This window comes from Maricaulis sp. D1M11, assembly GCF_047308265.1.
Classification (GTDB): Bacteria; Pseudomonadota; Alphaproteobacteria; order Caulobacterales; family Maricaulaceae; genus Maricaulis.
In genome coordinates, this window is sequence record NZ_JBKQWY010000001.1 from 122,491 (window position 1) to 147,215 (window position 24,725).

Below are 24,725 nucleotides of genomic sequence, written 5' to 3' on the forward strand. Positions count from 1 at the left end.
GGCTATTCCGACCGGCCTGCCAATGATTCTGGTGTCTCAGCCTCACCTGCCGGGGTTTCAGCTTTCGCGACGCTCTCGTTCGCCGAGCCATCATCCTTTTTGCGCGCCAGAAGCGCCACCAGCAGAGCGGCGGCCGTCAGAGCCGATGCGAGCAGGAAGGGCGCTCCGGGGAGTTCCACAGGCGCTCCCTCGCCGGAAAACCCGGAAAACAACCGTGACATTATCAAGGGCCCGATCACCATCGACAGACTTTGCAACGATGTCATGGCTCCCTGGAGCTCGCCTTGCGCATTAGGGGGCATGATCCGCGACATGACACCCTGCAAGGCCGGTTGACCAATGCCGCCGATCGCACCCAGCAAGATGACGGCATAGACCATCCAGCCCTCTGTCACGAGACCGTATGCCGCGTAACCACCGATGCCCAACAACAAAGAAAGCGTGATGGCGCGCCATTCACCCATCTTGGGCACCAGAACCCGCGTCAAGCCACCCTGGACTATGGCTGCGGTGATCCCGACGACCATCAAGGACAGACCGATTTGGCCTGCATCCCACTCAAACTTGTAGGCCGTGTAGTAGGACCAGATTGCGGGGAAAACCGAATGACCGAGCAACATCAGGGCGACTGCGAAAATCAGGCTGAAGACGGCCGGGTATTTGCGAATCTGCCAGAGCGCTCCGAACGGGTTGGCACGGGACCACTCAAACCGCCGGCGATTTTCCGGTTTCAATGTCTCCGGCAGGACGATCAGGCCATAGAGGAGATTGAGACCCGCGAGAACAGCTGCCGCAAAAAACGGAGCGCGTGGACCAAACATATCGCCAAGAATACCGCCAACAGCGGGTCCAATGATGAAGCCCAAGCCAAAGGCGGCTCCGATCATACCAAACCGGCCCGCACGTTTTTCCGGAGGCGTGATATCGGCAATATAGGCATTAGCCGTGGAATAGCTGGCGCCAAAAATACCGGCCAGCAGGCGGCCGATCAAAAGCATCCAGAAAAACGGTGCAAATCCCATGACCGCATAATCGATCGTGAAGCCTGCTAGCGCGGCGAGAAGGACCGGCTTCCGACCGAACCGATCTGACAAGGCCCCGACAATTGGTGCGAACACGAACTGCGTCACCGCATAGGTGACCATCAGCCAAGCGCCCAGGACCGCAGCATCATCCGCTCCGAGCCCAGTCAGCTCCTCGATCAAGTCCGGCATCACCGGAATGATCAGACCGAAGCCGATCATATCGATCAAGACCGTGATGAAAATGAAGGTCAGGGCATGCTTGCCTGGTTCACGCGCCGACATGGCTACTCCACAAGACCGGGGACGGCGCCCTAGTCGTCGGCACTGTCGATAGGAACGCCGTAAAGCTCCATACGGTGATCGACAAGTTTATAGCCCAGCTTGCGAGCCACGGCTTCTTGCAGGCGTTCAATCTCTTCATCGACAAATTCGATGACTTTTCCTGACTTTAGGTCAATCAAATGGTCGTGATGATCATCACCCGCCTCTTCATACCGCGACCGTCCGTCGCGGAAATCATGGCGCTCGATAATGCCGGCATCCTCAAACAGGCGGACCGTACGATAGACCGTCGCCAGGGAAATCCGCGGATCTTCCTCAGCCGCCCTCCGGTGAAGTTCTTCCGCATCCGGATGGTCTTTCGACGTCGACAAAACCCGCGCAATCACCCGGCGCTGTTCGGTCATCCGAAGGCCTTTTTCGATGCACAGTTTCTCAATCCGGTCCGGCATTTTGACTCTCCCGCTTGGTGTTTAGCTTGATAGGCGTTCAACCGGGGCGATGTCCATCTTCACGCAGTATTTTTTCGAGGATAAGGGCATCCGTGCCATCGCTGTAATACGCCTTGCGGCAGGCGATCTCCGAGTAGCCGGCTCGGTCATACACGCGGCGAGCCGCGAAATTCGCTGTCGACACTTCAAGGATGATCCGGCCAATCCCCGCCGCCTCGGCGCGGCTCTCCGAGACATCGAGCAGTTTGGACGCCAGACCACGACCTTGTTGGTCCGGATGCGTACAAATTGTCAGCACTTCGGCTTCATCCACAGCCAACCGGAAAAGGCTCAACCCGGCCAGAATTCGACCTGACCAGGCGAGCTCGGCCTGCGACGTCGACTGATGCAGAAGGGCCGTGAACTCTTTGGAACTCCACGGCGTCGCAAAACAGTGCCTATGCAGTTCAGCCATCGCGTCACCGGCAGCCGGACCGGCCGGTTCAAACCGCCACGCAGACAAGCCGGTAATCACACGTCAACTCCACCCGGCAGTTTGGCATCCGGAGGGCGAGCATAAAACGGGCTGGCAGGATGCTCAGTCGGGTCCAGCGCCATCGTCAGGTCCAGCAAGGCGGTCATGTCGGGATGGTCTGCACGCGGCAGAGATGGCAACGCCAACATTGAACTTCCGCTGCCTGCGACCCGCGCGCCTGCCAGATCCTGATGACCCAGCCAGGCGGGAATCTCATCCACCGTCAACCGGATCGGGTCCGTCGTCTCGGTCTCACGAAAAATCTGCAGGATGAGCTCATCGCGCCGGGCATCATGAGCCACAACAAGCGGCCGAACCGTCTGATGTTCATGGGCAATGGCCGCCAGATTGGAGAGCCCCACCACACCTGCATGGCATGCCAGGGCCAGACCACGCGCAAAGGCAACACCCACACGGGTTCCTGCAAAACTACCGGGTCCGATCGCAACACCAATGCGGTCGATCTGCGAGGCTTGGATCCCCGCGCCCGACAGAAGCGCGTCCACCATCGGGGCCAGTTTTTCCGCGTGACCCCGACCGATCTCCGGTGCCTCGATCAGGTCTTCAAATCCGGGACGGCGCAGGCCCACAGCGCACACCGTCCCGGTCGTTTCGATAGCCAAACAAATCATGGCCCTCGATTTAGACGATTTTTGCAGCCTCGTCGAAGCTCAGACGCGGCAAGCGACCAAAGAGGTTCGTCGTGGTGCCAAAACCCAGATTGATCAGGAAATCGGATTTCCAGGTTTTCATCTCCGGATTGTCCGCAAAAAAGGCGGCATCGAGAGCGGCATTGTCGAAACCCGACATGGCGCCTGTATCCAGGCCCAGCGCACGAGCGGCCAGGATCAGATAGCCCCCCTGCAGCGTGGCATTCCGCTTGCCATTGTCCAGAGTGGCTTCAGGCGCCGTAAACCAGTCGCGCGCACCGGGATTGTGCGGCATCAATTGCGGGATCTTGTCGTAGAATTCCGTGTCCCAGGCCACAACCACGGTGGCAGACGCCGCCATGGTCTTCCCCTGATTGCCTTCCATCAACAGCGGCTTGAGCTTGGCCTTGCCTTCATCGGAAGTGATGAACAGGAAGCGGGCCGGGGACGAGTTCGCACTCGTGGGGCCCATTTTGACGACATCATACAGCTGGCGCAAAACATCTTCCGGGATCTCGCGATCCTCGAAATCATTATAGGTGCGCGCATCCGTAAAGACTTGTTTCAGAACATCTTCGCCGAGTGGATTATTATGTGTCGGCTTGGTGGAAACCTGTTCGGTCATGGTATTCAGCGTCCCTTGGCTAATCGGTTGGGCGGCTCATCTCCGCCCGCACCGCCTATCTAGCCCGACGCCGTGGGCACACAAACCCACTTTCCCGAAAAGGATTAGTGACGCTCTTTCACTAATCCGTCAGACCGCCTCAACCGATTTGACTTCCGGTACATAGTGTTTGAGCAGGTTTTCGATCCCAGCCTTCAAAGTCATGGTCGAAGACGGACACCCAGAACATGCGCCCCGCATTTTCAGCTTCACCAGCCCGTCCTCGGAATTGAAGGAATGGAAAAGAATATCGCCGCCATCCTGGGCCACAGCCGGGCGAACGCGCGTGTCAATCAGCTCGACAATTTCCTTCACGATACCGGCTGCTTCGCCTTCATACGCAGCGTGGCCACTTTCCGTCTCAGCCTCTCCCACGATCGGGCGCCCCGACTGCAGCACATCCATGATCGCGCCCAGCAGGAAGGGTTTGATGTGATCCCAATCGACTGAATCGACCTTGGTAATGGCAATAAAGTCCTCGCCGAGGAAGACACCAATCACCCCGTCTATAAGGAACAGATCGGAGGCCAGCGGCGAGGCTTCAGCATCTTCAGCGCTTTCATACTCGCGCGGCATGTCGGGAGAGATCTCTCGACCGGGCAGGAATTTGAGCGTCGCCGGGTTAGGTGTGCTCTCGGTCTGAATAAACATGGCGCATCTCCGAATTGAGGCTGGGTGAGTGTCATCTGGCGCTTTCAGCGGGCGAATTCAACCATGCTGGCAGGAGGGATATCCGGCCACCGGCGCCTTTCCCGCTCGACGGATCAGACCAGCGCGTCGATTTCGTCTTTTGACAATTCGGCCGGGACGATGGTCACCGGAACAGCCCGTCCGGCGAACAGGCCCTTGCCCCGCGCCAGCGCAGAAACCAGCGGACCCGGCCCTTCCTTGGCGGGAGAGGCTCCGAGAATGAGGATCGAGATCATGGGATCCTCCTCCAGGACATCGGCCAGGACTTCGCGACGCTTGCCCTCACGCAGCAGAAGATCGGGCCGTTCGCCCGTCACGGCTTCAGCATCTTCCGCGAGGGATTCGAGCAAGGTTTCCGCAGCTTCCATTGCTTCACGCTGGGAGGCTTCGGCGACACCCAGCCAGTGATTGAAATCGCCCGGCTCAATCACTGCGAGAATGCACACACGCGCGCCCGTAGCCTCAGCCCGGCGCGCGGCAAAATAGAGCGCCGTCCGGCATTCGGGTGATTCATCCGCGACGATCAGGAATTTCCGCTGGCTCTTTCGCATGCCTCATCTATGTCGATTTCGGCCTGAGTCGTCCAGTCATGGATCAACCCTGCGACGTTCTGCATCAAATTCAGAGATCAGAGGCTGTCTGTCACGGCCTTTCAGGGTCAGGATTAAGCGCCCAGGCCCGCATCATGCGATCAAACAGGCCGCTGACGCGCAGGGTTTCCGCCTCATCGGCCCCGGGATCTGCTTGCGGGAAACCCAGATAAAGCGCGTACTCAATACGGGCCAGATCGCGCGCGGCCCCCTCATCAAGTCCAAACTCGCGCTCGTTCAATTGCGCGACATATTGAATACGCAATGCGTCTGCACTTTCCAGTGCCGCCCGCGCAGCCTCGTCCACAGCGGCCCAGCGGCGAATACCGCGCTCCACCCGCGCATCGAGGCGGGCCGTGACCCGACTGAGCATCAAGCGTCGCTCTCGCGCGGTTTCCGCGGTCCGTTCAACCTCGTCGATCACATCGCGGGTACAGGATTGACTCCAGTGAGCCAACACCGCCTGGCCAAAGGCGGCCTGGTCTTTGAAATAATGATAGAACGATCCCCGAGTCACCCGGGCGCGGCGACACAAGGCTGCCAGTTTCAACCCGTCAGGGCCTGTCTCGGCAAGCGCCTTAAGACCGATGTCCAGCCATGTGTCGCGTGTGAGCTTGGTCATCCAGCAAAGATGCCCGCACCTCCCAGAATTGTCATCGGCACAAAGAAGACAAATTGCGGATGACGCTGCCATTTCAGCCGGTGGGCATAATTCATGGCAAAATTCCACAGCGCAGTCCCCAGCGAGAGGATGGTCATGACAACAGCAATGTCCGCCCCCGCCGGGTAGACGCCGGCATAGAAAAAGCTTGCAGCCTGGACCGCCAGAACAAGCGTCACGATGTGCCAGCAGAAATACTGGGTAAAACGTGTCAACGACGTCAAACCGTCCGCTTGCAACAAAGGTTTGGCGACCTCTCGGCCTCCCAGAAAAACATGGGCCAGACAGGTCAGCACGCCCAACCCGCCTGCGATCAGAAACCAGATATTCACGACTTTCTCCCAAAATATACCATCTGGTATGTTTTGGGCTCAAATAGAACAAACGGCCATGAGGCCGTTTGTCGCAACGCTTGAACGCGTGAACGGAAGCTGCGGATCAGTATTCGGTGACCTGGCCCGGCGGCATGGAGCGGACCGAAAAACGGACAGGCACTTCGCCCGCGCGCTCAAACACCAGAACACCCTCAACCTCATCGCCCTCGACGACCGTCGGGAGGCCGTACACCATCAAATGGCGACCGCCCGGGGTGAACACCATCGGACCGGCTGCTGTGATCTCCTGCGGTCCCAAGGCCCGCATCTGCATCACACCGCCCTCGCCCATCAAATGTCCGTGCAGCTCGACGCGGTCAGCACCCTCGATCCGAGCCGCGACAAGCGTGTCTCGCTGACCCTCACTGAGGCGCGCTGTGAAATAGGCCGCCGTGATATCACGGCCACCGGGATGCGGACGCATCCAGACCGCGCGGACATCAAGAACCGGGTCCACATCGTCAGCGCCCGGAACCGGAGCGGCTTCATCTCCCGACATATTGTGCGTCATAACCGAATGGTTTGATCCATGATCCATACCATCTTGCTGAACCGTCTCGTCCGGGGACGAAGCGGGAGAACACGCCACCGCGAGAACCGCCAGACCCGTGAGGGCGGGTAGAGTGTAGGCACGCATGCGATATCCTTCCTAGAAACCGCAGGCAGACTATCGCGGAATGGACAAAGCCTGCCCTGCGGTAAAATGTCTTAGCCCCAGAAACCGATGATTTTCCTGGCCTCATCCGCAACAGGTTGAGCCACCGCCTGAGCACGCTCGGCACCCTGGCGCAGAATGCGGTCAATCTCCGTGGTATCCGTGATCAAACGACGATATTCGTCCGAGATGGGAGCGAGATACTCCACAGCGACCTCAGCCAGCGCCGGTTTGAAAGCACCGAAGCCCTGACCACCGAACTCCGCGAGGATATCGGCCTTCGTCTTGCCGGTCAGCGCGGCATAAATGCCCACCAGATTGGAGGCCTCGGGCCGGTCCGCCAGACCGTCTTCACTGTCCGGAAGGGGTTCCGGGTCCGTCTTCGCCTTCTTGATCTTGCGGGCGATGGTATCCGCGTCATCATCCAGATTGATACGCGAATTGTCGGATACATCCGATTTAGACATTTTCGACGCGCCATCGCGCAGGCTCATGACCCGTGCACCTGGTCCCTGGATTACAGGTTCAGTCAGCGGGAAGACTGCCTCGCCCTTGCCGTAATCCCGGTTGAAACGAGCGGCGATGTCGCGACACAGTTCAAGATGCTGTTTCTGGTCCTCTCCAACCGGTACATGGGTGGCCTTGTAAACAAGGATATCCGCCGCTTGCAGCACCGGATAGGTAAACAGGCCAACAGAAGCCCGTTCTTTATCCTTGCCAGCCTTGTCCTTGAACTGGGTCATGCGCTCCAGCCAGCCCAGCCGGGCTACACAATTGAAGATCCAGGCCAGTTCGGCGTGGGCCGGAACCGCGGACTGGGCAAAAATCGTGCTCTTCTCGGGATCCACGCCCGATGCGATATACGCTGCGGCGGCTGAACGCACCGCATCGGGCAGCTTGGCCGGATCGTGCGGCATGGTGATGGCATGCATGTCCACAACACAATAGAAGCAGTCCCACGCCCCATCATCCTGCAGCGCCACCCAATTCTTCAGGGCGCCGAGATAGTTGCCAAGATGCAGCTGACCCGTCGGTTGCATGCCGGACAGCACACGTTGAGGGCCGGAGTAATCGGTCGGAGTATCGCTCATGGTCATGTCTCGCAGGATAAGCGCGGATAGAAACACAGGTGATAGCCGCGCGTGATGGGGGCAACAAGCCTGCGATGAGCCTCAGCCTCAGCTATCGACCAACGGAATCGAGGATTTCGGACGGACGCAGCGCGCCGGTCACGATCGCCAGCACTCCATAAACCGCTGTACCGGCACCCGTCACAACAATCAGAGCCAGAAGCTTGACGTTGAAGAAGAGCGCTGTGAGGTCGGAGGCAAATACCTCGGCCAGTCCGACAACAATACCCATGCCAATGACCGCCAGTGCAACACGGGGCATGCGATCCTTCAATCGTGCGTCCGGGTCCAGCCCACCATCCTTACGCAGAGCCCGCATAAGCAGGACGGCGTTGATCCAACCAGCGAAACTGGTGGCCGCCGCCAGGCCCACATGAGCAAAATCAGGAAAGAGCTGACGGATCCCCCAGAACATCGCTACTCCTGCGACGACATTCACCATCATGGAGGTCGCGGCAAAACGCATTGGCGTCTTTGTGTCTTCACGGGCAAAAAAGCCCGGAGCAAAGACCTTGATCAAAACAAAGGCCGGCAAACCCACAGCGAAAGCCTGGACCGCCAACGCGGTGCCTAGTGCATCGGAAGCGTCAAATTCACCCCGTTGAAACAGGCCTGACACCAGGAAATTGGGCATGACCAGCATGGCCATCGCCGCCGGCAATGTCAGGGCCATCGAAATCTCAAGCGCCCGGTTCATCGCATTGGCGGCACCCTGGGTATCATCCGCTCTCAGGCGTTTGGTGAGCGTGGGCAAGAGCGCGACGCCCATGGCAATGCCGATCACGCCCAACGGCAATTGATAAAGCCGGTCGGCATAATACAGCAGGGCCACAGCGCCATCCTGGAAGGACGCAATCTGCTGACTGACGATGATATTGATCTGGGTCACACCGGCCGCGATCGCTCCGGGAACCCCCAGCACCACCAGACGCTTCACTCCGGGTGTCAGACGGGGGCGGATTAGGGACAGCTTGACCCCGAGACGCCGACAGCCCGCATAGAGAAACAGGCCCTGCAGCAGGCCTGAAATCGTTACGCCAATACAGAGATAAAGTCCAAACCGCTGTGCACCCGCGACTTCGACCGGCTCATTCGTCAAGGCTTCGGCCAGCCCAATTCCCGCCCTGTTCATTGACCAGGCCAGAATGGAAATCAGCACGATATTGAGAATGATCGGTGCCGCTGCCGCAACAACAAACCGATCATGGGAGTTGAGCACACCGCCCATCATCGCCGTGATCGACATAAGAAGGATGTAGGGCATCGTGATCTGCGTGAAGATCACAGCAAGCGAGAAGCGCTGCCCGTCCTCATCCATCCCGAAACCGGGAGCGATGACATACATCAGCCATGGCATGACAATCATGCTGACCACCACGAACACGCTGAGCACCATCACCATGACGGAGAGAATTTCCCGCAACAGCGCAAGCGCCGTCTCGCGTCCGTCTTGTTCCAGGGTACGCGCATACATCGGCACAAAGGCGGCGTTAAACGCGCCTTCGGCAAACAGGCGCCGGAACAGGTTGGGGAAACGCAAGGCGACAAAAAAGGCCTCCGCGACGGGACCGGTGCCCAGGACTGCCGCGATGAAGATGTCGCGAACAAAACCGAGGATCCGACTGCCCATGGTGAAACCACCGACAACCGCAGACGAGCGCAAAAGCCTCATGGAGTATCCGCCTTGCTCATTATCACCTTCCCCGGTCGGGCCTAGCGAAGCTCACTGGCCTGGGCCCGCGCCACACCGCGACGGGCCGCTTTTTCCGCCAGTGCCGCCTCGCCCTGGTCGAGTACATCAATCAGAGCATCCGTGACACTGTTTATCAGTTCCGGATCTGTCAGTTTTCCACCTTTGTGGGTGACGTAGAAACTGTCGACCGCCCGCTCGCCGTAGCCATCAATCTGGGCTGAAGCGAGGCCCAGACCATGATCAGCAATCACACCGGCCAGCTGGGCCAGCAATCCTGGTCGATCCCGACCGGTGGTTTCGATAACCGTGGCCTGGTCTGACGCGTCCATTTCAACGGAAATCTGCGGGACGACCTTGAAAGCCGCATCCCGACTGCGAATGAGGCCCGGACCAAACCGCTCATCCAGTCCCGGATTGAGAGCGATGGCCCGCAGACGGACCACAAGCTCGTCGCGCAGCTCCGGATCTCCTGCGCCATATGGGCGCCCGGACACATCCTGAATGTAGAAGACATCAAACGCATGACCGGACGCGCTGGTCGTGATACTGGCCCCGACAATATCCGCACCTGCCCGCGCCAGACCTGACGCAAGCTCGGCAAACAGGCGTTCGCGGTCCGGTGACCAGACCATCACCTCGGTGGCGGACCTTTTGCGATCCACCCTGACAGACACTGACACTGCCGGATCCCGACGCCAGGCATGGCGTACAAAATTGGCATGGCGCAGCCGGTCCGCCTGCGTGAAGGCCAGCCAGTATCCCGGCGGAAGTTGACCATCCCAGAACGAAGAAAAAGCCGGATCAAGCCGGGTCATACGCTGGATGACCGGAGCTTTCATCTGGTCAGACCGTTCACGGATCTGGTCAGTCCCACTTGCCAGGCTTTCACCTCCGTCGAGCAACACCGATTGGGTCGCCTCATAGAGATCCCGGATCAGCTGACCCTTCCAGCCATTCCAAACACCCGGTCCGACCGCACGGATATCCACGACTGTCAGGAGTGTCAGCAGGCGCAATCGCTCCGCTGTGCCCACCGCCTGGGCGAAGTCCAGCACGGTGCGGGGATCGCCAATATCACGACGTTGAGCCGTATCGCTCATCAAAAGATGGTTTTCGATCAACCACGCGACCAGTTCGGTTTCGGCATCGTCCAAACCCAGACGCGGACAGGCGATCCGAGCCCGTGCGCCCCCTTCTTCACACTGGTCACCCGATCCCTTTCCGGTGTCGTGCAACAATACAGCGAGATGGAGCGCCCGTCGTGCCTTGATCTTTGTCGCAATACGCGTGGACAGCGGGTGATCGACCGGATGCTCGCCTTGCTCGATCTCACGCAGGAGACCGATGGCCTGCAGGGTGTGTTCATCCACCGTGTAGTGGTGGTACATGTTGAACTGGGTCCGGCCCACAACATCCCCGAATTCCGGAATGAAACGGCCCAACACGCCCGCTTCCGTCATCAGGCGCATAACGGCCATAGGTGCCGGGCTGTCCAGAAGAACAGCAAAAAACGCCCGCGCTGCACGCGGATCCGAACGGAAGTCATCATCGATATGGTGGAGGGTCCGACCAATCCGTGCGACCGCCTCGGGATGGAGATCATAACGGCGTGACGAGGCGACATGAAAGAAACGCAGAAGATTGACCGGATCATCGGCAATTTGAGAGGGCCGGGAGAAATCCAGGCGACCATCACGCTCGATGAAATCACCCAAATCCTCGGCGATGCTGTTCTCACCCCCCGGGAGAAAACGGGCCAGGCCGGACGGTTTCGATTTCCAGGCATCGGCCTCCAGCTTGGCACACACAAGGCGGGTCAGACCGCCCACATGCATGGCCGTCTTGAAATAGCGGCGCATCAGGCGTTCAACACCGCTTTCGTCTCCGCGATCCTCAAACCCCAGGCGTTTGGCCAATTCCGGCTGAACATCAAAGACCAGACGGTCATCCTTCGATCCCGTAATGGCGTGGAGGTGGAAGCGCAATGTCCACAGAAAATCGCCTGCCTCGACATATTTGATCACATCATCGACCGAGAGAAGGCGCTGTCCGACCCAGCGTTCAAACGCGTCCACGCCGTAGAGAAACTGCGCCAGCCAACGCATGAGCTGCAGATCGCGCAGCCCGCCCTTGCCATCCTTCAGATTGGGTTCAACCGTATAGCGGGACCGCCCGGCCCGTTTCACCCGGGCATCGCGCTCCGCCAGCTTGGCCTCCACAAAGGCGGTGGCATCCGCGGACACGATCTCTTCGCGAAAACGACGGACAAGCTTGCCCGCCCGAGCGGTCTGTCCCGCGAGGGTCCGCAGACTCAGCAAAGCCGTGCGTTCAGACACATCCTCGCGCGCCAGTTCCAGGGTCTCCTCGGTATTGCGGCAGGCTCCCCCGCCAACATCAATCCCCAGATCCCACAGCGCATACAGAAACTGCTGGATGAAATCGTCCGTAGCCTTGCCGGCAGACTTGGCTTTGAGAAACAGGATATCCACATCCGAGGCGGGAGCCATCTCCCCCGCGCCCGTCCCACCCAGAGCGCAAAGAGTGACCTCCTGCGCTGCATCCGGGTTTTCCATGGCCATAGAATCGAACAAGGCCCGCAAAGCGACGCTGGTCCCGTCGCACAGCAAACGCGCCGCCTCCAGACCGCCCGTTGCACCATCGAGGCGTTCAAACGCCTTGGTTTCATACATCGCCAGGGCGGTTTTCATGTGCGCAAGGCCGGCGGAACGTGCCGCCGGAATGGACCAGCCTTGCCCGGCCACGGCCGCAGCAAGCTGGGCGCGAAGTTTGAGGGCATCAAGGCTGGCAGGCAGACCGGTTTGGAACATGGATGGAGTTTAGATCACCCATCACACGCTCGTCACTCGCTGATGAGCATGCCCTTCAGTGAATATACGAGTTCCAGAGCGTCACGCGGCGTCAAACCATCAACATCGACCGATTTCAGGCGTTCTTCCACTTCGGATGGGCTGATTACCGGGTCCTCGGCGGCATCCAGCGCAAAGAGGGGAAGATCGCTGAGCGCGGCCGCAGGCGCATCATCCGATTCCAGTCGGTCAAGAATGGTTTGTGCTCGCCCGATCACGCCTTTGGGAAGGCCTGCCCGGCGTGCCACCTCAATACCATAGGACTTGTCAGCGGCACCGGGGCCAACCTGGTGCAGGAAGACCAGTTCGCCCTGCCATTCCTTAGCCTTAAGCGAACAATTGCCGGCATGATCGAGTTCGGCGGCTAGACGTGTCATCTCGTGATAATGGGTCGCGAACAGGGCGCGGCAAGCATTGAGCCCGTGCAGATGTTCGGCCGTGGCCCAGGCAATAGACAAGCCATCAAAGGTCGCGGTTCCCCGACCAATTTCATCAAGGATCACAAAACTGCGCGCCGTTGCCTGATTGAGGATCGCGGCGGTCTCGATCATCTCCGCCATGAAGGTCGAGCGCCCGCGCGCGAGATCATCTGCAGCCCCGACCCGTGAATAGAGACGATCCGCAATACCGATCTGGGCCGTGCGTGCAGGAACCGGGCACCCGGCCTGGGCCAGGATCAGGATCAGGGCGTTCTGGCGAAGATAAGTGGATTTACCGGCCATATTGGGGCCGGTTACCAGCATTAAGCGCGGCGCCGCCTGACCATTACCATCCAGCTGACAATCATTCGGCGTGAACCGGCCGTCCGCCGTCTTGGCGAGAGCCTGTTCGACGACAGGATGCCGCCCGCCCTCAACGATAAAGCGGGTATCGGCCGAGATCTCAGGTCGTACTGCACCCGACTCCACCGCCCACTCGGCCAGACCCGCTGAAACATCGAGCTCGGACAGGGCCTCGCCCGCCGCACGAACCGGGTCGGCCATCGCTTCGATCCGATCGCGCAGACCATTGAACACATCCAGTTCCATCGCCAGGCTGCGCCCGGCCGCGGAGGCGATCTGCGCCTCGAGGTCCGCCAGTTCGAGCGTTTTGAACCGCACGGCATTCGCCATGGTTTGTCGATGCGTGAACTCTTCAGAATTCATCAGGGCATCGGCGTTTTTTGATGTCACCTCGATGAAATAGCCCAGTACATTGTTGTGCTTGATCTTAAGCGCGGAGACTTCAGTCTTCTGGGCGTAGGATTCCTGCAACCCCGCGATAATACGCCGGCTTTCATCACGAAGCTTGCGGGCCTCATCCAGCTCTGCCATCCAGCCCTCAGCGACGAACCCGCCATCGCGCGCCAGAAGCGGCGGCTCGTCTTGTATGGCGCGCTCGATATCACTCACCAGTCTCGCCAGTTCCGGCAGGCTGGAGAGGGACAGGGCCGCAACCGCGGATTCCAGACGCGCCGGCAAAGGTGCCAATGAGGCCTGGGAGAGCAAACCGGCCAGGGCCTCGCCTTCTTGCAGGGCCGCCGCGAGGGCTTTCATATCCCGCGGTCCACCACGACCCAGAAGCAGCCGGGTCAGAGCCCGCTCGGGATCACCGGCGGCTTTCAGACGCTGTCGGACATCCTCACGCACGGTGGATGCGGTTTCAAAGAGTTGATAGGCATCCTGACGAGCGGAGATGGCAATCGGATCGGTTAGCGGGCGAGCAAGATATTCATTGAGACGCCGAGCGCCCGGAGCCGTCACTGTGCGATCGATCGCGTCAAGCAGAGAGCCGGATCGCGCGCCGGCCTGCGTGCGCTCGATTTCCAGAGAGGCACGGGTCGCCGGGTCAATCGCCAGTACCGAACCCGCCTGAACCTGTTGGGGAATGCGTAGCTTGGCCGGTGCGCCGGCCTGCGACAAGGCCAGATAATCCAGCAGCGTCCCCAGCGCAGACAATTCCGCCCGATTGAAATCCCCGAACCCGTCCAGTGTCTGCACGCTGAATTGTTGTTTCAGCTGTCGTTCCGCCGAGCCCGTATCGAACTTGGCCCGCGGCAAGGGCGTGACCGTGCGTCCTGAGCCACCATGGCGCTCAAGCTCATAGCGGGACTCCTCGATGAGGAGTTCGGCCGGGTTGAGAGCGGCCAGTTCGGCGTCACTCTGCTGGGCCGTCAGCGCCATCACCTTGAACTCCCCGGTCGACACATCGGCCCACGCCAGGGCCGCGTCACCAGAGGCCAGGTGTGCCAAGGCCGCGATCCGGTTGGAGCGACGCGGATCCAGCAGAGCGTCCTCGGTCAACGTGCCCGGCGTAATAATACGTGTCACATCGCGGCGTACGACAGCCTTGGATCCACGCGCCTTGGCGGTCTTGGGATCTTCCATCTGTTCGCCGACGGCAACCTTGTATCCCGCCTTGATCAGCCGCGAGAGATAGGCATCAGACGCCGCAACCGGCACACCGCACATCGGGATTGGCTGACCCTGGTGCTCACCGCGTTTTGTCAGGGTGATGTCAAGAGCCGCCGCCGCTTGCACCGCATCATCGAAAAAGAGCTCGTAGAAATCGCCCATGCGATAGAACAAAAGCGCATCAGCAGGCGTTTCAGCACGCAGGTTCAGGAACTGAACCATCATCGGAGTCGCCCCGTCAGGGGTCGGGAACTGACGGTCGGTGGAGAGGGGCGGGGCAGACTGCACAATCATGAATACGAGCGTGGCGAGGATTGAACTTGCGCGCAAGACCCCGAAGCGGCTACTTCCCTTCGTAATCGGGGAAAACCAAAATCTAACAAGGATCTCACGCTATGAGCGACAGAACGAGCCCGGTGGGCGATGATGAAGCCCTGGCCTTTCACCGCGAACCCACGCCGGGCAAGCTCGCTCTGCAACCGACCAAGCCCATGGCGACCCAGCGCGATCTGTCGCTGGCCTATTCGCCTGGTGTGGCTGCTCCGGTCAAGGCCATCGCACATGATCCCGAGAGTGTCTACGACTATACCTCCAAGGGAAACATGGTCGCGGTGATCTCCAACGGTACCGCCATTCTGGGTCTGGGTAATCTGGGCGCCATGGCCTCCAAACCTGTCATGGAGGGCAAGGCCGTCCTCTTCAAACGCTTCGCGGATATCGACGGGATTGATATCGAAGTGGAAGAAGAAGACGCCGAAGCCTTCATCGAATGTGTCAAACGCTTCGGCAACACGTTCGGCGGCATCAATCTGGAAGACATCAAGGCGCCGGAAAGCTTCATCATCGAACAGCGCCTGCGGGAGCTTCTCGACGTACCGGTGTTCCACGACGATCAGCATGGCACGGCCATCATCTCCGCCGCGGGCATCATCAATGCCTGCGAGATCACCGGCCGGGCGATGGAAGATCTCACCGTTGTGGTCAATGGCGCCGGCGCTGCGGGTATTGCCGTCCTCGAACTGCTCAAGGCCATGGGTGTGCGCGGCGACAACGCCATCCTGTGCGACAGCAAGGGTGTGATCCACACAGGTCGGGACAATCTCAACCAGTGGAAGGCCGCACACGCGATCGAAACCGACAAACGCACCTTGGCCGATGCTGTGGAAGGGGCTGACTGTTTCCTCGGCCTGTCTGTGGCGGGCGCGCTGACACAGGACATGGTGAAATCCATGGCCGACCAACCGATCATATTCGCCATGGCCAATCCGGATCCGGAAATCACACCGGAAGACGCCAAGGCCGTGCGTCCCGATGCCATCGTCGCAACAGGTCGGTCGGATTATCCTAACCAGGTCAATAATGTCCTGGGTTTCCCCTATATCTTCCGCGGTGCGCTGGATGTCCGGGCCCGCACAATCAATGAAGAGATGAAAATCGCCGCCGCCAAAGCCCTAGCGGCCCTGGCCAAGGAAGATGTGCCCGACGAGGTGGCCGCCGCCTATCATGGCGCACGCCCGAGTTTTGGTCGCGATTACATCATCCCCTCGCCCTTTGATCCGCGTCTGATCGCCTATGTACCGCCGTATGTGGCCCAGGCCGCCATGGACACAGGCGTGGCACGTCGTCCGATCGAGGATATGGATGGCTATCGCCGATCCCTGGCCCGTCGTCTCGACCCCACAGCTGCTCTGTTGCAACGCATTCAGGGCGCCGTCATGGGCCATGGCCGACGCATCGTCTTTGCCGAAGGTGAGGAACCCAGCGTCATCCGCGCCGCCTATGCCTTCCAGAATATGGAGCTGGGCAAGGCCGTTCTGGTGGGTCGCGAAGAGATTTGCCGCGCCAATATGCGCCAGGTCGGTGTGCCCGAAGACGCGATCGAAATCGTCAATGCGCGCCTGTCGGAAAACAATGAGGCCTATTCGGACTTCCTTTACAAGCGTTTGCAGCGCAAGGGTTATCTGCGTCGGGATGTGCAGCGACTGGTCAATAATGACCGAAATGTCTTCTCAGCCTGCATGGTCAAGCTGGGTGATGCCGACGGCATGGTCACCGGTACGACCCGCGCCTATGGGGCCGCCCTGAAAGACGCGCAACTGGTCATGGACCCCGCGGCAGGCGAGCGCATTATTGGCATGTCCATCGCACTGGCCAAAAACCGGACCTTCTTCATCGCTGACACCAATGTCACCGAATTCCCGGATGCCGAAGCGCTGGCCAGTATCGCCAAGGAAGCGGCCGGTGCCGCAAAAGGCTTTGGTTTCAAACCCCGGGTCGCCTTCCTGTCCTACTCCACCTTCGGCAATCCCGCTGGCGCGCGTTCGGAAAAAATCCAGGAGGCTGTCACTCTTCTGGATCAGGAAAACGTCGATTTCGAATACGAGGGCGAGATGAATGTCGACGTCGCACTCGATAAATCACATCGCTTCCTCTACCCGTTCTCCCGCCTGACCGGACCCGCCAACGTTCTGGTGATGCCCGCCATCCACTCCGCCTCCATCTCCACCAAACTCCTGCGTATTGGCGGGGGAGCGACGGTTTTGGGTCCCATGCTGCTGGGCTTTGAAAAGCCGGTGCAGATTGCCCGCCTTGGAGCCTCGGTCAACGAGATCCTCAATCTGGCCGCTCTGGCCGCCTATGATCCCGAAAAACACCAGGTTGAACAGGTGGCCGCGGAGTAATCACTCTGCCTGACATACTGCTGACAACAACAAGCCCGGACCCGTAGCTTTGTTACGGTCCGGGCTTTTTGGGAACGTTTTGGCAGTTCATGTCAGGAGAAAATTTCGCTGGTCTTGTCCTCTTCTTCCTTCGACAGGTCCAGCTCGCCCTTGGCGGCCTTGGGCGCGAAGATCATCAGCACGACAATGATCACAGCGGCCGGAAGCGCATAGCTGGCCGTGATCAGGAAGAAATTCATGTATCCGACCGCATCGGCCAGAACGCCGGAGAAGCCCGCAATTATCTTGTTCACAAAGGCGTAGATCGAGGAGAGGAGCGCATACTGGGTCGCCGCGTTTGCCGGATCGGTCAAAGACGACAGATACGCAATGAAGACCGTGCCCACAAAACCACCGGCGATATTATCACCGACGATCGAAATCACGATGCGCCAGGTCTCATCCGGATTTCCGGTCACAGACAGCCACGCATAGGCGCCATTGGTGACCAGGGTGATAGCCGCGCCCGCCAGCATGGCGCGCATAAGCCCAAATCGAAAGGCAACAATACCACCCAGGAAGCCTCCGGCAATCGTTGCGAAAATTCCGGGTCCGCTTTGAACGCTCCCGACTACCGTGCCGGAATATCCCAGATCGGCATAAAGCGGGCTGGCCATGATCCCCATGGTGAAATCACTCATGCGGTAGATCATGATGAGCAGGAATACAGGGATGATCCAAAGCTTAAGCCTTTCGAAAAACTGAACAAAGGGGTCCACCACGTTCACAAGAAAACGTGTGGCCATCGTCAGGTTTTCGCCCACCTGCTTGCGCACAACCGCCGGCTCTTTCATCAGGAGAATGAGGCCGGCACACACCCCCATAGCCAGGGCCATCACCGTAAATGAGAAGGGCCAGCTGGTCTGGTCTGCGATCAGAAGCCCCATTCCCGCAAAGAAAATCGCGCCGCGATACCCCATCACATAGGCTGCGGCGAGATTGGCCTGTTGGTCAGTTTCAGCCGATTCAATGCGCCAGGCGTCGACCGAGATGTCCAGGGTCGCCCCTGAATAAGACAGAAGCGCCGCCCCGATGAGTGTAAGGGTCAGGCTGACGGAGGGCTGGGAATATCCGATTAGCAAAAGCCCGATTATCGTGCCGGCAATAGCGACAATCATCCAGGAACGGCGCTGACCAAGACGGGGTTTGAGGAAGGGGATCTGAAGCTTGTCAACGACCGGCGACCACATCCATTTCACGGTATAGGACAGCGTGACCCAGTAAAGAAAACCGATTGTTGTGCGATCAATGCCCTCAGCCCGCAGCCAGTATGAGAGCTTCTGAAACACCATCATCAGCGGCAAGCCCGAGGCAAAGCCCAAGATTAGCATCGAGAGCATGACCGGCTTGGCATACAGCTTGAAGGTCTCGGCCCACGTCTTGCGCATTGCCACATCGTTTGGCGCCATGGTCCGACACTCCCTGCTACGCGGCTCTTTTTATTGAGCGATCATCAAGCGCGCATGCTGGCCTGCTTTTGATCGGCACACAAGCGCACAAGCGTCTCCCGAAGAACCTCCGGATCGAGCGGTTTGGTCAGAAATTCATCCATTCCCGCCCCCAGACAGCGTGTGCGGTCCGCATCTGACGCATTTGCGGTCAGCGCAATGAGCGGGATATCGACACCCGCCGCACGGGCATATTCAGCAACAGAGGGACCATCCATGCCGGGCATGCGCTGGTCGAGCAAGGCGGCGTCAAGGTCGGTCGATTCGAGGGCCTGAAGAGCTGCGGGGCCGCTTTCCGCCGGGACAACATCAATACCAAAACGCTGCAGCGTCTTGCGCGCGATCAGGGCATTCACCGGCTCATCTTCGGCCACCAGCACACGCAAACCTGCCAGCGGGTTGGTTTCAGGTTTCGGGGTCTGCATCGGCTCTGCCTCCGTGCGGTGGAAGGATTGCGGGATTCGATTGGTAATCTGTTCAATCAAGGTCGCCCGACGCACGGGTTTGACAAGCCAGCCATCCACACCCCGGGTTTTTTCTTCCAGAACAGCTGGTTTCTCATCCGGCCGCACCAGCACCCAGCAATGACGCGCGCCTGTACGGTCAGCCTCGTCCCGCCATGCCTGATCCAGGATAAGGTTCTGACCCGCCGCCGCCCGCAGATGCCCGATCTCGGAAATCTCTGTGACCTCGCCGCCCAGAGCCCGGACCTGGTCGATCAGGCCCCGCCGGACAAGCGCATCAGGCCCGGCCACCGCAACCGCATATCCCTCAAGCGGGGTCTCATGTGCATAGGCCTCAACGGGCAGATTGAAGGTCATCCAGAAGCGGGCGCCCTCTCCGGGACGGCTTTCAAGCCCCAGCTCACTTTCCATGGCGTCTGCCAGCCGGCGCACCATCGACAGGCCCAGACCTGCACCACCCTCGCGCCCTTCCCGCTCGGCCGACCCACGTTCAAACGCTTCAAACAAGTGTTCCTGGTCGGTTTCGGAAATTCCCGGGCCAGTATCCGTGACCGACAAGGTGAGAAGACCGTGGGGCGCCTCTTCGCTCGATTGCGGCGTCACCGCGATATCAATCCGTATGCCGCCCTCATCGGTGAACTTCACTGCATTGCCGATCAGGTTGAACAGGATCTGCTTGATCCGCGCGGCATCACCCAAAATGCGTGTCGGCGCACCCGTATGGTGAACAGCCAGGATATCCAGGCCCTTCTCGTGCGCACGTGGTGCCGCCAGCTCGATCGTATCGCGGACCAGCTCGGCAACATCACAGGGTTCAGGGCGCAGGTCGAGCTTTCCGGCCTCCAGACGCGACAGGTCGAGAATGTCGTCGATCAGCTTGAGCGCATGTCGCGTGGATTGCCCCACGGCGCGCAGATAATCCGCCTGGTCAGCCTTGAGGTCGGTGTTTTCCAGCAGCCGGGCCATGCCCAGCGCCCCGGCGAGAGGTGTACGCAACTCGTGTGTCACGCCCGCAAAAAAGAGCGCCTTGGCCCGTTGTGAGGCCTCCATATCATCGGCCGCGCGACGTCGATGGGTCACATCCCGGCCGATGGACAACACGCCGCGATCCCCGCGAAGCCGTGTTTCCGACCACTCGATCCACAGGGGTCCGGTCCGGGTCCGCATCAGCATGTCATAACTGCGCGGGCCCTCATCCTCGCGAGGTGGCGCCATGGCGAACCAGCGGCCCAGCCAGTCTTCCTCCTCGCCGCCAAACGCCGTGAGAAAAGCCTGGTTCACATAGGATACGCGACCGCGTCCGTCCCGCATCAACACAAGATCGGCAGCTCCCACCAACGCGTCCAGAACATTCTGGTCGCTGGCGCGCAGATCACTGCGGTCACCGGAAAGGGGTGTGGGGAGACTCATAAAACACGTATCCTGCTGGTCGTGTGGGAGTGTGCCCTGACAGGCGTTAAGGAAATGTCGTCAGGACGCCCCGTCCCGCCGGGCGTCAAGAGCGGCCGCATAAGCCTCAACGCGACCCGTATCAAATTCGGAATCGTCGCGAAGCGGCGCGAGGAAACGTTCACTCAGATGGGCATGTAGATCCTGCCCGAGCCGGAAAACGGCGAAATCCTCTGCAGGCAAGGCAGAAAACAACGGCGCCAGGCGGTGCAGATGTTCGTCGCTGCCAAATTCCGCGATGCGACGGGTCGCCCATTGTGCAGCTTCATCAAGCTCTTTCAGCTTGGCCTGCCGCTCCTGCTGGGCATAGGTCGGCAAGTCCAACGCTCCATAGACCTCGACAAGGGCGTCCATGGACGCATTCATGGCGGCCAGGCTGGCCAGGCGCAGATTAAGCGACTGGTTGGAAAACTCTTTCTCGGCGGCCGCTTTCAACAAAGCCGGGGCGGGCCGTGGCACATCGAGCCGACGGGCATAGTTGGACCAGAAGCCCTCAGGATCCTCACGCAATTGTTCAGCCGACAGGATCACAATATTGCTAAACCAGGGACGATAGGCCTCCAGAACAGTTTGAAGATCGAGCACCCCCCGGATCAACCCTTCCTGACGCACCACAAATTCAGCAGCTGTTTGCGACCCGCGCTGCTTGATGGACTGTTCATGCGCTGCACGGATCCAGTCGATCGGATTTCGCACGATGATCAGGAGCGAATCTGCCAAATCGGACTGACCGAGAAGTTTCGCAGACAGAGCGTGCAGTTGGGGGATATGAACTTGCCGGTCCGGCTTGTTGATATAACCCCAGGTAAAACCTTCACTCGTTGCGATCAGGCTTTGCCCGCCACCAGCCCGTACGCCGAGATCCAGCTTGGGAAGACTGACCGGATTGGGAGATAGGGCAAGATCACGAACCGCCTTGGCGGCCCGCAACATGTCCGCCGACACGTAGCGCGGCTCATTCAGCCACACGGTCTGAAGATAGGTCGACGCACATTTTCCCAATCCGATGTGCACGAATTTGGCCGGTTTGCTGGATGATCGGGACACCATATCCTGTCGCTCCAATTGTTTACCTGCCCGTTCCCCAGACGGTCACAACGGACACTTCATTGCCACAACACGGTCACCGCTTGTCTCACAGGCCCCTGTCGCCCTCTGACCCTCTGCAAGTCGCTCGAGGCGATCCGCGAATTGCGACGGTGTGAACTGACCCGGCTGCAATGACAAGTCGCCGGATTATGCGACCCCTCCTCTCCTCACCTCAGATCAAGCTTCCTCAAGTCGCCGAGCCTTACATCACTGGGTCTCACATCATGGAGCGGTCTGCATCCGAACCCGGAATCGTCCGCTCAGGTGATGTCAGCCGTGCGGGCCGACGTATTGCTGAGACGGGCGGAGGCTGGCGCCGACACGACAGGGCTTCAGCCAGATGATGGCGCGCCACGGTTTCGCTCCCGTCCAGATCCGCGATGGTGCGGGCAACTCTGAGAATTCGGTGATAGGCCCGAGCGGACAGTCGCAAACGGTCGGCCGCCTGTTGCAACAAGCTCAGCCCGGCCTCATCGGGTTCCGCGACATGATCCAGCTGATCGGGCGAGAGATGGGCGTTGAGCGCTCCACGCCCAACCTGCACCTCCCTTGCCTTCAAGACCCGTTCGGCGACCTCCTTCGTGCCTTCCTTTGCGGGTGGCAGGGACAGATCAGCCGGTGTGATGGCCGGTAAATCGATCTGAAGATCAATCCGGTCCATCATCGGTCCCGAGATGCGCGACTGATAGTCCCGCAGGCAGCGCGGTTGGCGTCCACACCCCTCATCTGTGAGGCCGCCCGTGCCGCACCGGCAGGGATTCATGGCCGCGACCAGCTGGAATCGAGCCGGATAGGTGATGTGGGCATTGGCCCGGGCTACAGTGATTTCCCCCGCTTCGAGCGGCTGACGCAGACTGTCGAGCACCTGGGGATGAAATTCGGGCAGCTCATCAAGAAAGAGAACCCCCCGATGCGCCAGGGTGGCTTCGCCGGGCTTGGCCTTCGACCCTCCGCCCACCATGGCCGCCATGGACGCCGAATGATGGGGCGCGCGAAACGGGCGCGTCCGGGTGAGCTGGCCGCGCTCCAGCAATCCGGCGACAGACTGGACCATCGAAACATCGAGCAATTCAGTCGCATCGAGCGGAGGCAGAAGACCCGGCAAACGTTCTGCCAGCATGGACTTCCCGGATCCAGGTGGCCCGACCATCAGCAGGTTGTGGCATCCGGCCGCGGCGATTTCCAAAGCCCGCTTGGCCTGTTCCTGACCTTTGACCTGGTTCAGATCCAGCCCGGTTTCTGGCTGCACCAGAACCCCCGGAGCTGGTCTCGACAAGACCTGGCTACCCTTGAAATGATTGACCAGCTGAATGAGGGATTGAGGGGCCAGAATGGCCAGTTCGCCACCGGCCCAGGCCGCTTCCGGACCACAGGCAGAGGGGCAGATCAAACCCAGATTCTCAGTCTGGGCCGTCAATGCGGCTGGAAGCACACCCGGTGTGGACGCGATTGAGCCATCCAGGCCCAGCTCCCCCAGCGCCAAATGGCCCAGGGCCTGGTCCGGCGGAATTATACCCATGATGGCCAGCAGACTGACGGCAATGGCCAGGTCGAAATGCGAACCTTCCTTGGGCCGATCCGCGGGTGCCAGGTTCACGATGGTCCGCTGAGGCGGCAGCGACAGGCCCAGGGCCGCAAACGCAGCGCGGACCCGCTCCTTGCTCTCGGCGACCGCCTTGTCGGCCAGACCCACAATGGTGAACACCGGAAAGGCTCCGGCTTCCGCCACTTGCACCTGTACAGCAATCGGTCGCGCCTCCGCACCATCAAAGGCCACGGACCAGGTCTGAGCCGCCATCTGTCCCGTCGGTCGCCCGGCGACCGCCCCCTTGGGTCTAAACCGAAGTCTTAATTTCGGTTAAACCTTTGCCGTTATTTGGTTTTCCACATTTTTCAGCACAAAACCGGAACACAACGGAACAGATAATGAACACAGACCAGTTTCGCGTCAAGATCGTTAATGCGTCTTAACGCAATTTCTGGTCCACCACATCCCAGAAACGCGCACAGGTATCAATTCCGGAAAAGCGTTTGAGTTCCTGAACCCCGGTCGGCGAGGTCACATTGATCTCGGTCAGCTTGCCGCCAATGACATCAATCCCGACAAGAACGAGGCCGCGCTCCTTGAGAACCGGACCGATCGCCTCACAGATCCTGAGATCGTGTTCATCCAGATCAGATGCTTCAGCACGGCCGCCGACATGCATGTTCGAGCGGGTCTCACCCTTCAACGGCACACGATTAATCGCGCCCACCGGGTCTCCATCAATCAGAAGAACGCGCTTGTCCCCGGCTTCAACCGCAGGGAGAAAGGCCTGGGCAATCACCGGCTCCCGAGAGGTCGCAAAGAACATTTCCAGAAGGGAATTCAGATTGCCATCACCGGGCTTGAGACGGAAAACGCCCGCGCCGCCATTACCATAGAGAGGCTTGATGATGATATCGTCATGGGTCTGCCGGAACGACTTGATCGCCGCCTCATCCCGCGTGATCAGGGTCGGCGGGATCAAGTCGGGGAACATCAGCGGAATGATCTTTTCCGGGCTGGAGCGAACCCAGGCCGGATCGTTGAGAACCAGGGTCTGTCCGGCGAGGCCCTCCAGGATATGCGCAGCGGTCTGGTACGCCATGTCGAACGGTGGATCCTGCCGCATCAGAACGACATCCACATCGCTCGCCAGATTCAGCACAACCGGCTCACCCTGCACCGCGTGTTCAGTCGCCGTACGCGACAGCGTCACCTGTCGGGCCAGGGCTTCGATCCGCCCCTCATTCCAGGCCAGCTGATCGGGATGATAGGTATAAAGCGTGGCCCCCCGGGCCTGTGCTTCTTCCATCAGGGCGAAAGTGGTGTCGGCATTGATGTCGACAAGGTCAATCGGGTCCATCTGGACCGCAACACGCAGGCTCATCCTGTT

20 protein-coding genes are annotated in these 24,725 nt (G+C 59.8%); 1 reads left to right on the forward strand and 19 read right to left on the reverse strand.

What is annotated here, in order from left to right:
- Positions 1–2: 2 nt before the first annotated feature.
- The 14 genes from RMQ97_RS00635 to mutS all read right to left on the reverse strand — a co-directional run bounded on the left by RMQ97_RS00635 (position 3) and on the right by mutS (position 14,931).
- Positions 3–1,307, reverse strand: coding sequence for a TCR/Tet family MFS transporter (locus tag RMQ97_RS00635; RefSeq protein WP_413658888.1), 1,305 nt, complete (start codon positions 1,305–1,307; stop codon positions 3–5).
- A gap of 29 nt (positions 1,308–1,336) precedes the next feature.
- Positions 1,337–1,756, reverse strand: coding sequence for a Fur family transcriptional regulator (locus RMQ97_RS00640; protein ID WP_413658889.1), 420 nt, complete (start codon positions 1,754–1,756; stop codon positions 1,337–1,339).
- 37 nt (positions 1,757–1,793) lie between these two features.
- Positions 1,794–2,270, reverse strand: a complete 477-nt coding sequence (gene rimI, locus RMQ97_RS00645; protein ID WP_413658890.1) for a ribosomal protein S18-alanine N-acetyltransferase — start codon at positions 2,268–2,270, stop codon at positions 1,794–1,796.
- On the reverse strand, positions 2,267–2,902 hold the full coding sequence (gene tsaB, locus RMQ97_RS00650) for a tRNA (adenosine(37)-N6)-threonylcarbamoyltransferase complex dimerization subunit type 1 TsaB (RefSeq protein ID WP_413658891.1): 636 nt from the start codon (positions 2,900–2,902) through the stop codon (positions 2,267–2,269). Before tsaB ends, rimI begins: the two co-directional genes overlap by 4 nt.
- Positions 2,903–2,912: 10 nt before the next feature.
- Entirely contained in the window at positions 2,913–3,545 is a 633-nt protein-coding gene (locus tag RMQ97_RS00655) for a malonic semialdehyde reductase (RefSeq protein WP_413658892.1), read from the reverse strand.
- A 129-nt stretch (positions 3,546–3,674) separates the two neighbouring features.
- Positions 3,675–4,235, reverse strand: a complete 561-nt coding sequence (locus tag RMQ97_RS00660; RefSeq protein WP_413658893.1) for a NifU family protein — start codon at positions 4,233–4,235, stop codon at positions 3,675–3,677.
- 113 nt (positions 4,236–4,348) lie between these two features.
- Positions 4,349–4,825, reverse strand: a complete 477-nt coding sequence (locus RMQ97_RS00665) for a universal stress protein (RefSeq protein ID WP_413658894.1) — start codon at positions 4,823–4,825, stop codon at positions 4,349–4,351.
- A gap of 91 nt (positions 4,826–4,916) precedes the next feature.
- Positions 4,917–5,486, reverse strand: a complete 570-nt coding sequence (locus RMQ97_RS00670) for a TetR/AcrR family transcriptional regulator (protein WP_413658895.1) — start codon at positions 5,484–5,486, stop codon at positions 4,917–4,919.
- Positions 5,483–5,857 carry a hypothetical protein gene (locus RMQ97_RS00675; RefSeq protein ID WP_413658896.1) on the reverse strand — a complete coding sequence of 125 codons (375 nt, stop codon included), beginning with the start codon at positions 5,855–5,857 and terminating at the stop codon, positions 5,483–5,485. The genes RMQ97_RS00670 and RMQ97_RS00675 overlap by 4 nt, the downstream gene beginning before the upstream one ends.
- Before the next feature lie 106 nt (positions 5,858–5,963).
- On the reverse strand, positions 5,964–6,536 hold the full coding sequence (locus tag RMQ97_RS00680; RefSeq protein ID WP_413658897.1) for a copper chaperone PCu(A)C: 573 nt from the start codon (positions 6,534–6,536) through the stop codon (positions 5,964–5,966).
- A 71-nt stretch (positions 6,537–6,607) separates the two neighbouring features.
- Positions 6,608–7,645 carry a tryptophan--tRNA ligase gene (gene trpS / locus RMQ97_RS00685; RefSeq protein WP_413658898.1) on the reverse strand — a complete coding sequence of 346 codons (1,038 nt, stop codon included), beginning with the start codon at positions 7,643–7,645 and terminating at the stop codon, positions 6,608–6,610.
- A gap of 91 nt (positions 7,646–7,736) precedes the next feature.
- Positions 7,737–9,356, reverse strand: a complete 1,620-nt coding sequence (gene murJ / locus RMQ97_RS00690; RefSeq protein WP_413658899.1) for a murein biosynthesis integral membrane protein MurJ — start codon at positions 9,354–9,356, stop codon at positions 7,737–7,739.
- Between the two features lie 41 nt (positions 9,357–9,397).
- A complete protein-coding gene (gene glnD, locus RMQ97_RS00695) occupies positions 9,398–12,205 on the reverse strand; it encodes a [protein-PII] uridylyltransferase (protein ID WP_413658900.1) in 2,808 nt (935 codons plus the stop codon).
- A gap of 32 nt (positions 12,206–12,237) precedes the next feature.
- Entirely contained in the window at positions 12,238–14,931 is a 2,694-nt protein-coding gene (gene mutS / locus RMQ97_RS00700; RefSeq protein ID WP_413658901.1) for a DNA mismatch repair protein MutS, read from the reverse strand.
- 101 nt (positions 14,932–15,032) lie between these two features.
- On the opposite strand from mutS, the gene RMQ97_RS00705 reads away from it, so the two are divergent.
- Positions 15,033–17,318, forward strand: coding sequence for an NADP-dependent malic enzyme (locus tag RMQ97_RS00705; protein WP_413658902.1), 2,286 nt, complete (start codon positions 15,033–15,035; stop codon positions 17,316–17,318).
- A 92-nt stretch (positions 17,319–17,410) separates the two neighbouring features.
- On the opposite strand, the gene RMQ97_RS00710 is transcribed toward RMQ97_RS00705, so the two are convergent.
- The 5 genes from RMQ97_RS00710 to gshB all read right to left on the reverse strand — a co-directional run bounded on the left by RMQ97_RS00710 (position 17,411) and on the right by gshB (position 24,719).
- On the reverse strand, positions 17,411–18,766 hold the full coding sequence (locus tag RMQ97_RS00710) for an AmpG family muropeptide MFS transporter (protein WP_413658903.1): 1,356 nt from the start codon (positions 18,764–18,766) through the stop codon (positions 17,411–17,413).
- Positions 18,767–18,810: 44 nt separating this feature from the next.
- Positions 18,811–20,679, reverse strand: coding sequence for an ATP-binding protein (locus RMQ97_RS00715; protein ID WP_413658904.1), 1,869 nt, complete (start codon positions 20,677–20,679; stop codon positions 18,811–18,813).
- 60 nt (positions 20,680–20,739) lie between these two features.
- The gene (locus RMQ97_RS00720) at positions 20,740–21,732 is read right to left on the reverse strand and encodes a hypothetical protein (protein ID WP_413658905.1); all 993 of its coding nucleotides are present in this window, start codon (positions 21,730–21,732) and stop codon (positions 20,740–20,742) included.
- 292 nt (positions 21,733–22,024) lie between these two features.
- Positions 22,025–23,605 carry a YifB family Mg chelatase-like AAA ATPase gene (locus RMQ97_RS00725; RefSeq protein WP_413658906.1) on the reverse strand — a complete coding sequence of 527 codons (1,581 nt, stop codon included), beginning with the start codon at positions 23,603–23,605 and terminating at the stop codon, positions 22,025–22,027.
- A 169-nt stretch (positions 23,606–23,774) separates the two neighbouring features.
- Entirely contained in the window at positions 23,775–24,719 is a 945-nt protein-coding gene (gshB, locus tag RMQ97_RS00730) for a glutathione synthase (RefSeq protein ID WP_413658907.1), read from the reverse strand.
- Positions 24,720–24,725: the final 6 nt, after the last annotated feature.